Source organism: Pseudomonas sp. GW821-FHT02H09 (genome assembly GCF_059421425.1).
The window spans coordinates 31,801-43,356 of sequence record NZ_JBWKVA010000033.1; the positions used below are offsets into that span (position 1 = coordinate 31,801).

At 58.2% G+C, this 11,556-nt stretch carries 9 protein-coding genes; 4 read left to right on the top strand and 5 right to left on the bottom strand.

The features are described from left to right. Positions 1-114: 114 nt before the first annotated feature. The 4 genes from AC07VR_RS29995 to AC07VR_RS30010 all read right to left on the bottom strand — a co-directional run bounded on the left by AC07VR_RS29995 (position 115) and on the right by AC07VR_RS30010 (position 5,956). The gene (locus AC07VR_RS29995; RefSeq protein WP_495013433.1) at positions 115-1,446 is read right to left on the bottom strand and encodes a sodium:solute symporter family protein; all 1,332 of its coding nucleotides are present in this window, start codon (positions 1,444-1,446) and stop codon (positions 115-117) included. A 183-nt stretch (positions 1,447-1,629) separates the two neighbouring features. Next, positions 1,630-3,300, bottom strand: coding sequence for a dihydroxy-acid dehydratase (gene ilvD, locus AC07VR_RS30000; RefSeq protein ID WP_495013434.1), 1,671 nt, complete (start codon positions 3,298-3,300; stop codon positions 1,630-1,632). 39 nt (positions 3,301-3,339) lie between these two features. Continuing rightward, a complete protein-coding gene (locus AC07VR_RS30005; RefSeq protein ID WP_495013435.1) occupies positions 3,340-4,689 on the bottom strand; it encodes an FAD-dependent oxidoreductase in 1,350 nt (449 codons plus the stop codon). A gap of 238 nt (positions 4,690-4,927) precedes the next feature. Further along, positions 4,928-5,956 carry a LacI family DNA-binding transcriptional regulator gene (locus AC07VR_RS30010; protein ID WP_495013436.1) on the bottom strand — a complete coding sequence of 343 codons (1,029 nt, stop codon included), beginning with the start codon at positions 5,954-5,956 and terminating at the stop codon, positions 4,928-4,930. Positions 5,957-6,221: 265 nt separating this feature from the next. Between AC07VR_RS30010 and AC07VR_RS30015 the strand changes: the two genes are divergently transcribed. Then, positions 6,222-7,196 carry a quinone oxidoreductase family protein gene (locus tag AC07VR_RS30015; RefSeq protein ID WP_494995567.1) on the top strand — a complete coding sequence of 325 codons (975 nt, stop codon included), beginning with the start codon at positions 6,222-6,224 and terminating at the stop codon, positions 7,194-7,196. An 80-nt stretch (positions 7,197-7,276) separates the two neighbouring features. Then, positions 7,277-8,200 (top strand): LysR family transcriptional regulator, encoded by a 924-nt coding sequence (locus tag AC07VR_RS30020; protein ID WP_495013437.1) that lies wholly within the window; start codon positions 7,277-7,279, stop codon positions 8,198-8,200. Positions 8,201-8,401: 201 nt separating this feature from the next. Here AC07VR_RS30020 and AC07VR_RS30025 read toward each other — a convergent pair whose 3' ends face one another. After that, positions 8,402-10,000, bottom strand: coding sequence for a winged helix-turn-helix domain-containing tetratricopeptide repeat protein (locus tag AC07VR_RS30025; protein ID WP_495013438.1), 1,599 nt, complete (start codon positions 9,998-10,000; stop codon positions 8,402-8,404). Positions 10,001-10,259: 259 nt separating this feature from the next. Here AC07VR_RS30025 and AC07VR_RS30030 point away from each other — a divergent pair, with 259 nt between their 5' ends. Further along, positions 10,260-11,021 (top strand): SDR family oxidoreductase, encoded by a 762-nt coding sequence (locus AC07VR_RS30030; protein ID WP_495013439.1) that lies wholly within the window; start codon positions 10,260-10,262, stop codon positions 11,019-11,021. Between the two features lie 82 nt (positions 11,022-11,103). Beyond that, on the top strand, positions 11,104-11,517 hold the full coding sequence (locus AC07VR_RS30035; protein WP_495013440.1) for a cupin domain-containing protein: 414 nt from the start codon (positions 11,104-11,106) through the stop codon (positions 11,515-11,517). The last annotated feature ends 39 nt before the right edge of the window (positions 11,518-11,556 follow it).

Consider the following 11,556-nt stretch of genomic DNA (forward strand, 5'->3'; position numbering starts at 1 on the left):
TACCTTCGCTGACGAGGTCTCAGGCGAAAGGGGCGGAGCGCGCCCGGGTTGATGAGAAATATCACTATACAGGCGGCTCCTGAGCACACGGACAGGATTGATGGCTAATACGCGTTACTGCAATGAGGTGCCGGGTTGAAGGCCTTTGACCTTATCTCCATTGCCAGGCGTGCCTTTGTCGGTGCTGGCTATGTTTCGTTTGCCGAATATCAAGCGGTCACCGGTCATGAACAGCGCAGGAACCGCCATGGCGATATAGACGTCGTCGAACCATGGATCGCCCAGCATGTACCAAATAGAAGTGCCCACTACGCTTCCCATCAGGCCAAACATCGCACTCTTGCCGCTACCGATGCCCGGAAGATAAAACAGGAATACCGCTACCACTGCGATCGCGGTGCGCAACGCCCGCGCAAAAAATATGGTATCCAGCAGACCGGGGACGAATAACGCGAAGGGGATAGGCATCAGGCCGACCAGGATGGATACGATTCGCGTGATCTTCAGCTTATTGGCCTCATCCGGCTTTACGAACGGGATAATAAAGTCCGACATGAGTAGGGCGGTTGTCCCTACCTGACACGCAAGAATGGTGACAAACGTGACTGCAATAATCCCCATCACCGCAACGCCTGCCATCCAGGCCGGCATGGCGTTAAGGAAGATCGGCAAGGCCATGACCGGGTTGATATCCGGGTAGGCACCCCGGGCCGCAATGCCTATATAGGCAGAGATCAAACCTGCGGGAATGATAAAGATTGCAGCGATAAAACTTGCTTTACGCGCCTCCTTTTGCGTGGTCAAAGAGCTGATGCATTGGATGACGTACTGGGTCGCAAAGATCGCGCCGATATTTGCAAATGTCCAGGATACCAAGGTCTTTGTCGGTACGCCGTCCAAGGTATAGAGCTTATCGGGGATCTTGGCCGCCATCTCTGGATGATCGCGCAGCATGAAGTAGGCGAACAATCCGATCGTGATCAGACTCACGAACTTGAAAAACATATGGATCAGGTTAGAGATACCTACCCCGCGAATACCGCCGAAGGTAACGTTGAAAATAGATGCAATACCGATAATGCAGACACCGGCTTGAACGGGTAGCCCGAGCAGTGTGGCGAAAATAACCCCGCCGCCGGTAAAGGCCGCGACGTTAACCACGATAAGCGCATAGGTCATGACCAAGGACACTACCATCCGGGTTCCATGTCCGTACCGTTGTCCGAGCGCTCCCGAAATGGTGTAAGACCCGGTCTTCTGAAACTTCGGTGCCATGAAAAAGCCATAAAGCACGAAGGCGAGCCCCAGGGAAATGACGTTCCACGCAGAGGCGATACCTTTCGAATAGGCGGCCTCGGCGGTGCCAAGCGTTGAACCGGTGGCGATGAATTCCGACATGAGCAGGATGCCGACCACAAAGATCCCCATCATGTTCTTTGCACTCATGAACGCAGAGGTGTCTTTCGTATACTTTGCCGACCACGAACCCACTAACGTCGTTATTACGATGTAAAGGGCCACAATACTGAGCACACTAATAGAATGTAACATCTTATTATTATCTCCTGCAAAGTGAGTACCCGGCAGCGTGATAGTTCAGGCTACCCAGGTATTTATGCAACGGTAAGATTATTTGCCGGGTTTCAGCGTTCCCCCCTTGGAGAGGGGCTGGACCATATGTTGATAAATGCGCAACCAGCCCATCTTTTCACTTGGAATGAATGGCGAAAGTGCGGACCGCCTTGAGTCCATTTCCTCCGGGGTGATTTCTAACTCCACCTTTCGCCGGGCGATATCGATGAATACGCTGTCGCCATCACGCACGAGTGCAATCGAACCGCCGTCTGCTGCTTCCGGCATGACTTGGCCAATGGTGTATCCCCGATTCAATCCCGAGAGTTGCCCGTCTGTGATGACGGCGATATCGTCACCCAGGTGCGCACCATTGACGGCCGCCACGAACCAGGAAGCAGAGGCCACACCGGGACCGCCGCGGGCTCCCAGTCCACGCAATATGATGACTTGGCCGCTAGTGATTTCTCCGTTCGAGAGCGCCTCCAGCGCCTGCTCCTGGCTTTCGAAAACCCGGCTTTTGCCACGGAATGTCTGTGCCTTGCCGCCTAGGCCGAGTTTCATGATCGCGCCTTCCGGGGCGAGCGATCCTCGAAGCATGATGACGGAGGGGCCAGGGTTGATCGGCTGTTCCAGACTGGCGATGACCTCAGGATTCAACACCTGCGCGGCGGCGAGATTTTGCGCGACGGTTTTACCGTTCACAGTGATCTCATTGACGTTCAATAGAGACTCCAGTCGCTTCATCACGGCCACTGTGCCGCCTGCTGCTTCAAGGTCTTCAATACGTCCCGGGCCGTTGGGTTTGATAGCCGCCAGCAGAGGCGTCCGCTTACCCAGTTCATCGACCAGTTCATAAACGTCTACATCGATCTCTCCCTCTGCCGCTACACCTTGAAGGTGGCGCAGCATGTTGATCGATCCGCTGACCGCCAACCCAACCGACACCGCATTTGCAAAGGCTTGCGGTGTCATGATCTGGCGCGGGCGCAGGTCTTCGTTTATCAGGCCGACGATGCGGCGACCTGCTTCGATTGCAAGCTGACACATGCGCTCACTCCGGGCTGCGACGGGCGCGCTGCCGGGAAGTGTCATGCCAATGGCCTCTGCCATGATGTGCATGGTGTTAGCGGTCCCCATGCCTGCACATACGCCGGGACTTTGCACGGCCACCTCACACATGTCGGAAATATCTTTGATGGAGATATTGCCTGAGCCCAGCTCTCCGACGGATTCGAAAACGTCTTCGATGTCGACCTTTTTACTGTCGATTTTGCCGCATGCCTGATAGCCGCCAATGACCAGAATGCTTGGAATATTCAGCCGTGCGGCAGCCATCAAATGGGCCGGCGCAGTTTTATCGCAACTGCTCAGGCAGACCATGCCGTCGAGCAATGCGCCTTCAACCGCCACTTCAATATCGTTGACCAGCAGATCCCGCGAAGGCATCAGGTAACGACCGGCACGGCCCGCACCTGTGATGAAATCACTCGGAGCGGTGGTTTTGATTTCGAACGGCAGACCGCCGGCTTCCCGGATTCCTTGCTTGACGAGCTCAGCGACTTCATCGAGATGGCTGAAGCAAATAGACAGCTCTGATGAAGAGTTGATGATCGCGATCTTCGGCTTTTCCATGTCTTCATCGGAAAGGCCCAGCGCGTGCCATTGTGCTTTGCGGATGGCCCAGCGTGTCGTGCCTGGCTCGAAATTGGATCGGTATTTTGTCATGATCTTCTCCACGCGTTTTAATGGGGTAGGGGGGCTGGCTCAGCGGACGTCATCGCCAAGAAATGCCCCTTGCCGTAGCAATTGCTGTCTGAGTGCCGGGATGTCGAGGTCACGCAAGAGACATTGATTGGCAACGGCTTGTGCTGCCGCGACGCCTGCCGCTTCACCGAGGGCCATGCACACGCCGCCCACCCGCATTGACGCGTGAGCGTCATGGGAAGCTGAGGCGCAACGCCCTGCGACGAGCAGGCGTTCAAGCCCGGTCGGTAGCAGCATTCGAAAGGGCAGTTGGTAGTAGGTCCCGGGTTCGAGGAAGATCCATTTCGTCGCACGCCCGGCGCCATGTTCCTCTACGGGCCAGGCACTGCATCCAATTGCATCACTGAATCGTCCCTCTCCCAGCACATCTTCCAGAGTGAGCCAGTAGTCGCCGCGAATTCGGCGGCTTTCGCGCACGCCGATGTTGGCCCCAATGTCGGCGATAACGCTTTCTTCGTAGCCGGGCACGAAGTCACGGAAGGCTTTCAAATAGGTCTTGAGTTGCTGGCGCCCGGCGAGTTCTGCCTGGGTCAGTTCTGCGGTATCCAGAGGGTCCGGTGAGCGGCCATCTTTTACGACGCGGGTAATGTTCAAGTGCATGCTGTCAGGCTGATTGCTGAACGCGCCGCCTGCGGTCCGGGGCAACGTCATCCCTGATTCAATCGCCTGCTCCAGGCAACTTTTCATTTCGTCACGGGTGAGCGCACTGGCACGTTCGACATCGACGTTGCCTAGCCGAAACATCGTGGTGGGAGCCTGAATGACTTCGGTGTCGTGCTCAAACGACGCCCCAGCCAGCGCAGCGATGTCGCCATCGCCGGTGCAATCGATAACCACATTTGCCAGACACGCCCAGCGTCCATCGCGTCCTTCAAACGTGACACCACGCACCTCATTGCCTTGTTTGTAGACGTTCACCGCCAGGCTATGGAAGGCCAGCTTGACCCCCGCTTCGATGACAATTTCATCGGCCACAATCTTGAACATCGAGGGGTCATAAGGCATGGAGGCGGTCTTCAACCAACGTTTTGGCGCCTTGGCCCCTCCCATCTGCTTAAGCCGCTCGATGATTTCCGAAGCAAATCCGCGAACCACGGGGATGACCTCGTCCCCGGCAACGGCGTACAGGCCGCAGATACTGCCCAGTGTCACCATGGTTAGAGCGCCGCCCAAATACCCATTGCGCTCGACCAGCAATACATTTGCACCCAAGCGAGCCGCAGTGGTCGCAGCGGCGATTCCTGAAGGTCCTCCACCCACAACAAGTACATCCACCCTGTGGCGCACCGGTACCTGACGCGCCGGTTCCTCTATACAAGAAAGCTCATGTCTCCCTGGCTGAACGCTCATGCTTTGCTCCTGTAGAAATGCTTGCGTTATTGATCGAGCCTCCTTTTTGGAGGCGTTTTTATTGGATTTTCAGCTCATGTATACGTATTCATATTCAGTTAAAAAAAAAGCGCTTATTGCTTGGCGGTGACACAGGAGTGGCAGATCAATCAGCTCGCTGACCAGCCGATTTGGCCATGGTTATGAATACGTATTCATATTCACCTCAATGTTATCGGAACTGCTTTTCAGGTCTGGGTTAGTTGAGAGGGAGGAGGCCAGATGATCCGCGCACGACAAATTCTTCTGATAAGCAAACGATGCGCGGTTCGCCATCATAGCCATTGATGCGCTCCAAAAGCAGGTCGATGGCGCCTTCGGACATTTTGATCATCGGCTGACGAACTGTGGTCAGATCGAAGGCCTTCCAGCTCGCCATTTCGATGTCGTCGTATCCCACAATCCATAGTTGTTCCGGTATATCAACCCCTTTATCGCGAGCCGCATCTATAGCGCCCAGGGCGATGATGTCGTTGACGCAAAACAGCGCGTCGGGCGGCTCAGGCAGTTCCAGAAGGCGACGTGTTGCATCAAATCCTTGCTTATACGAGAACTCTTCCACCGACGTGCACACGGACTGATCGAGTATCCCGCCTTGTTCCGCCAGAGCCTGTTGAAAGCCGGTCTGGCGATCCCGAATCGTACTGGCAGTGATAGGCCCCTGAATCATGCCGATACGACGGCGATTGGATCTCAGGAAATACTCGGCAACCATCCGCCCGCCATCCAGATTGTCACTGGCGACTTGGTCACAAGGCCATCCTTCCACTACACGGTTGATGAGCACCACTGGTGCATTCATTTGCAGTGCGTCATACAACCGAGTCGAGGCCACTGTCGCTGTCGTCATGATCACGCCGTCGACACGACTTTCGCGCACGGCATCGATCGCGGCCTGTTCATCCATTTCTTCTGTGTTCCAGACGACCATACGGAACCCGGCCCGGATCAGGGTGCGGCCGAGTATCTGCAGCAGTTCCGGGTACAGGGGGTTGGCGAGGCGGGAAACGACAACGCCGATATTGCCGGTGCGGTTGGTACGCATGGCAAGCGCGTTGCCATTAGGCCTGTAGTCGAGTTCCCGAATAGCGGCCATCACTTTGTCGCGAACCGCCTGGCGCACATAAGGGTGTCCCGCCAATACACGGGATACGGTGGGCTGCGAGACGCCAGCCCGCTGCGCCACATGACGGCTAGTCACGCCTCCATATCCACGGTTTGTACTCATGACAAGACACCTGAAAAACGATAGAAGACATTAAGTTCTGAATACGTATACATGTCAACCCTCAGATTTTCCCTTTTTGAACGGTATCACCACCTTCATGGCTAAACCGCTGACGTCTAGCAGCCAGCGCGGCCGTAGAGTCCCCATCTGCGCCTTTAACTTTATTGTTGCATTCAGTGCACTTATGAACTGCAATTTTCCTGGCTAGTGCTTTGTTTTCGACCAATTACACTCCTCAGCACAACGAATGCGCCAGGAGATCAAGATGGTAAGCTGCGTCAGGATTCAGAATATTGGTGGGCCTCAGGTCTTGCGGCTCGAACAGACAAGTACACAATCACCTGGTGCCGGAGAAGTCTGGCTGGAGCAGGCGGCCATTGGGATCAACCCCCTGGACCTGAGCCAGCGCTGCGGCACTGTTCGTATTCCTTTGCCATCCGGTCTCGGTCTTGAAGGGGCCGGGCATGTTACGGCGATAGGGCCGGACGTCACCGAGGTGGCGGTGGGAGACAGGGTCGCGTACGCCACCGGCCCGATTGGCGCCTACGCCAGTGGTCGCCTCTATCCGGCCAATCGACTCGTGAAGATTCCCGATGATCTGGGCTTCGACGAAGCGGCAGCGGTGCTCTTCAAAGGCATTACCGCCCACTATCTGCTCAAGACAACCTATCGCGTTGGCCCCGGCTCCAGGGTGCTGCTGTATGGAGCTGCGGGCGCGTTGGGGCAAATCATGGTGCCGTGGGCCAAACATCTGGGCGCCTTCGTGATCGGTGTGGTCTCGAAGCAGGAAAGTGTCGAGCGCGCAAAGACAGCCGGTTGTGATGAAGTACTGGTGTTCAACGCAGCTACGCTTGCCGATCAGGTCGCCGAGGTAACCAAGGGGAAAAAGGTCGACGTCGTGTATGACCCTATCGGCCGGGTTTCTTTCGAGGCTTCCCTGGATAGCCTTCGCCCGCGTGGCCTGCTGGTATCTTTCGGAATGGCCTCGGGAACGACGCCTGCCATCGAGGTCAGCACCCTGAACGCCAAGGGTTCTCTCTTCCTGACCCGACCGTCCCTCGCCGCGCACACGGCCACTGCGCACGAGTATCAGGAGCGCGCAAAGGATGTATTGCAAGCGATAACCGACGGTATCATCCAGCCACGAATCTGGCGTCGCTACCCGTTGGCCGACGTAGCCTCTGCGCACGCCGATCTGGAGAATGGGCGGTCGCAAGGCGCGATGATACTCACGCCCTGAGCGCAGGCCGGGACCAGGCGTATGCCCCGGGCCTTCGCCAGAGCCCTTTGTCTGGATGTGTCCGCGAGGTTTGTAGTTGTATGGATCTGTTCGATAGCCGTCAGGCGGATGAACTCGCCACACTCCTGGCTCTGTCCGACCACGGCTCGTTTGCCGCGGCGGGAAGGATGCTGCAACGGCACCCTTCGGTGCTGTCCAAGCGGCTCAGCGCCTTGGAGCTTCGTCTCGGGATACGCCTGGTCGAACGGACCACGAGGCAACTGCGCTTCACGGACGAAGGGGAGCGCCTGGTCACGCGGCTTCGCCATGCAGTGAGCTTGATTACGGAAGCTGAGCATGATGCAGCTCAGGGCGCGGCGCAGGTCAGAGGGCGACTGCGGATTGCCTTGCCAGCGGCGATGGGGCGGCTATGGCTCAGCTCGATAGTGTCGGAGTTCGCCCTGGCGTACCCCCAGGTTTCGCTGGAGGTCGAGTACTCGGAGCGATTCGTGGACATTGTCGCGGAGGGTTTCGATGCCGCGATCCGAATCGGTGAGCTTTCAGATAGTCGACTGGTTGCCAGGAAGCTGTGCGACCACCGTCGTATTCTGTGTGCCGCGCCTGCCTACCTGCAGCGCCATGGAGAGCCGAAAGTTCCGGCAGACCTCGATGCCCACAATTGTCTCGGCTTCACCGGGCTGCACTCATACCCGGAGTGGAAGCTGACGCGCGATGGCGATCAGAAGTCCGTCAGGGTGCGTAGCGGTATGGTCAGCAACGACAATGAGGCATTGCTGTCCGCCGCCTGCCTGGGGCTGGGCATTCTTGCTGGAGGCGAGTGGCTCATGAAGAGAGACATCGATTCCGGTCACCTCGTCAGGGTGCTTCCGGAGTGGCAGCTGGATGCCGACGCGGGCGTCTATCTGGTACGCCCGTCCGCCAGGTACAACACGGCAACGACGACGGCGTTCAAGCACTGGATCGAGGAAAGGTTTTCCAGGGGGGCACCTTGGCAATCGTTTTGACAGTGGGGATGCCCATAGCATGGGGCAGAAAAAGATCAGAAGCGGACCATGGACACAATGCACGTGACTCCGTAATGAACACTGTCATGCAGCCCATCCACCGCAAAAACTCATCGCACGATTGCGTTCGGAACTGGCGAACAAACGTATCGTCTGCCTGCACATTCCCGATGATTTTGAGTACATGGAACCGTTCCACGGTCACTCGGGCAACCCGGCCAACCGCAGTCCATCGACGAAGCGCGCGAAATCCTCGTGCCGTTGGATGGGCAGCCAGTCTTTCAGGTTTGAGATGCGCAAAGAGGGATCCAGCTCGCGAAGACGCTGCATCGCCAACCTCGCTTTATCCATTCGTCCGCTGAGGGCATGACTGGCCGCCACCAAGGCCACCGGGGCCAGGAAACTGGGCAGGTTGCCCAGCGCCTTTTCCGCCCAGTCCGTCGTGAGATCGAAGCGCCCGGCGAAGAAATGCGCGAGCGCCATTCCGACCTGCATCCTGAACATTTCCGGATCCAGCGGACTCAAGCGAGTGGCATGGGTAAGCTGCTCGATGGCGGCGTCTGTTTCACCGCGCAGCGCGCGCAGGATACCGCCCAAGTACCAGGCGGGGGCGAGGTTGGGGTTGAGCAGACGTGCCCTGTCGAGCAATGCAATGCCGCCGTCAACATCGCCGGCGAGATGGCTTAATGCATGTCCGCCTCGCGTCAACGCGACTGCATCATCCCGGCCAAGCGTCACCGCCAAACGCGCAAGCCGTACGCCCTCAGCGATCTCTTGTATACGATCGGTCATCCAGCCATTCAGCTTGCGCCAGAAGTGACACCAGGCTGCCATGCCATAGGCCGATGCAAATTCCGGATCGAGCTCGATGGCCTTGTAGAACAACGGCAGCGCCTGGTCGAGGGCTTCCCGGGTGCCGTTGTGCAGTTTTGCCATTCCGCGCAGGTAGTAGTCGTAGGCGTCCAGGCTTTCCGTCGGTTTGCGTTTGGCACGTTCAATTTCTGCCCGTTCGAGTTGCGGTGCGATGGCACCGACGACGCTTTCGGCGATTTGATCCTGCAGCTCGAAGATGTCGTTGAGCGTGCCTTCGAAGCGCTCCGCCCAGATATGCGTCCCGCTCGTCGCGTCGATGAGCTGCCCGGTGATGCGTACCTTGTTCCCGCACTTGCGCACGCTGCCTTCCAGCACGTAGCGAACGCCCAGCTCCTGGCTGACGCCCTTGGCGTCCACCGTCCGGCCCTTGTAGGTGAAGCTCGAATTGCGCGCGATGACGAACAGCCAGCGGATACGCGACAGGGCAGCGATGATGTCTTCCACGATGCCGTCAGCGAAATATTCCTGCTCCGGATCGCCGCTCAAATTCTGGAAGGGCAAGACAGTAATCGAGGGTTTGTCCGGGAGAACGAGCGAGGAGGAGGGCATTTCCTTCGGGTCTGTGTGCGCGCGTTCGTCGATGGCAGGCTGGTCAGGCTGTTGCGCTTCGCCGATCCCGCCGACCTTGATCTGGCCGACAAAGCGGTAGCCCTTGCGGGCGACGGTGCGCACCAGGCGCTGTTCCTCACCCGTATCGCCGATGGCCTTGCGCACCGCATTGATGTGACTGGTGATCGTCGATTCCGAGACGATCCGGCCACTCCACACCGCCTTGAGCAGGTCGTCTTTGCTGACGACACGATCGGGGTTGTTGACGAACAGCAGCAATAGATCGAAAACCTGCGGTCCGACGGCCACTGTTTGCCCGCGCAAGGTGAGTTCCCGGCGCTCCTCATCGAGCACGTAGTCTTCAAACACGAATGGCAAAGTGAGGTTCCCCCTGACGAAGCGCCCGCAACTCCATGTCCCAGGCGACTGGCGATTAGTATTTGATTTGATGATACGGCAGCGCTAAACCCGCCGCACCGTCCGTGGCAGAGACGGCGGCGGACAGCGGCGTCTTTGGACGTAAAACCAAGCGTTCGTGGAGGGAAATCCACAGCAGGCACAAGGACTACGCTCACGCGCGCAGGCAATCTCTCCTTACACCGACGCAATGGTTGCAGTCGATACGTGGAGAAAGCCCATGAAGATCGTCGTCATCGGAGGCTCCGGCCTCATCGGATCGAAACTTGTGAAGAACCTCCGCGAGCGCGGCCATGACGTGCTCGCTGCTAGCCCCAGCACGGGCGTAAACAGCATCACCCGCGAGGGCCTGGCCCAAGCGATGGATGGTGCTGACATCGTCGTCGACGTGGCGAACGCGCCGTCGTGGGAGGACCAGGCTGTCCTCGAGTTTTTCGAAACGTCGAGCCGTAACCTGCTGGCCGCCGAAGCGGCGGCCGGGGTTCGCCATCACGTTGCCCTGTCGATTGTCGGGAGCGAACGGCTTCCCGAGAACGGCTATTTCCGTGCCAAGGTCGCGCAGGAAAGCCTTATCAAGGCATCCGGCATTCCTTACTCTATTTTGCGTGCCACGCAGTTCTTCGAATTTGTCGGCGGCATTGCCCATTCGTTTACCGTCGGCGAAGAGCTTTGCGTTTCGCCGGCGCTGATCCAGCCGATGGCGTCCGACGACGTGGTGGCGGCACTTACCGATGTCGTGCTTGCAGCGCCGGTCAATGGCACGGTCGAAGTCGCGGGGCCCGAGGCCATGCCGCTCGACGAGTTGATCAGGCGCTTTCTGCGGGCCACCCAGGATACTCGCCAGGTCGTACCGGACGTACACGCACGCTACTACGGCGCCGTGCTTGACGATCAATCGCTGACCCCCGGCAAGAACCCGCGCCTGGGCGCGATCCGTTTCGAAGACTGGCTCAGCCAGTCAACGGCCGAAGCGGGCCGCTGAGGCTTCCAGGGACAACTCTGGAAGACGCCGCGCCGGTAATGAGGCGCGCCGTCATAACGCCTGCACACGAAGGATTATTGCCATGGTTAGCCGATTTCTCTTAGCCGCTGCTTTTGCGGCATTGTCGATCACCACAGCGTCGGCCGACGAGCGGCCCGGCGTCAACGTGACGGTCGTATTCGACCACCCCATTCCCAATATCCCCGGCAAGAGCATGAAAGGCGTGCTTGTCGAGTACGCGCCGGGCGCTTCGTCACCGTCCCACACCCATCCTGAATCGGCCTTCATCTATGCAACGGTCCTGGAGGGCTCGGTCCGCAGCCGCGTCAACGGCGGGCCGGAAAAGGTCTACAACGTCGGCGAAAACTTCGTTGAGGAGCCTGGCTCCCATCATCAAGTCAGCGCGAACGCCAGCGACACGAAACCCGCACGCCTCATGGCCGTGTTCGTCCTCGACACCGACGAAAAGGTGCTCGTCACACCTGCCAGGCAGTGAGCCGATAAGCGCGCTCATCGACGTTCGACAGCCGGGCGG

Bases quoted from the DNA above. Each gene is read 5' to 3' on its own strand.
- AC07VR_RS30015 (WP_494995567.1), top strand. From the start codon at position 6,222: ATGGTAAGCTGCGTCAGGATTCAGAATATTGGTGGGCCTCAGGTCTTG.
- AC07VR_RS30005 (WP_495013435.1), bottom strand. From the start codon at position 4,689: ATGAGCGTTCAGCCAGGGAGACATGAGCTTTCTTGTATAGAGGAACCG.
- AC07VR_RS30010 (WP_495013436.1), bottom strand. From the start codon at position 5,956: ATGAGTACAAACCGTGGATATGGAGGCGTGACTAGCCGTCATGTGGCG.
- ilvD (WP_495013434.1), bottom strand. From the start codon at position 3,300: ATGACAAAATACCGATCCAATTTCGAGCCAGGCACGACACGCTGGGCC.
- AC07VR_RS29995 (WP_495013433.1), bottom strand. From the start codon at position 1,446: ATGAGTGCAAAGAACATGATGGGGATCTTTGTGGTCGGCATCCTGCTC.
- AC07VR_RS30035 (WP_495013440.1), top strand. From the start codon at position 11,104: ATGGTTAGCCGATTTCTCTTAGCCGCTGCTTTTGCGGCATTGTCGATC.
- AC07VR_RS30030 (WP_495013439.1), top strand. From the start codon at position 10,260: ATGAAGATCGTCGTCATCGGAGGCTCCGGCCTCATCGGATCGAAACTT.
- AC07VR_RS30020 (WP_495013437.1), top strand. From the start codon at position 7,277: ATGGATCTGTTCGATAGCCGTCAGGCGGATGAACTCGCCACACTCCTG.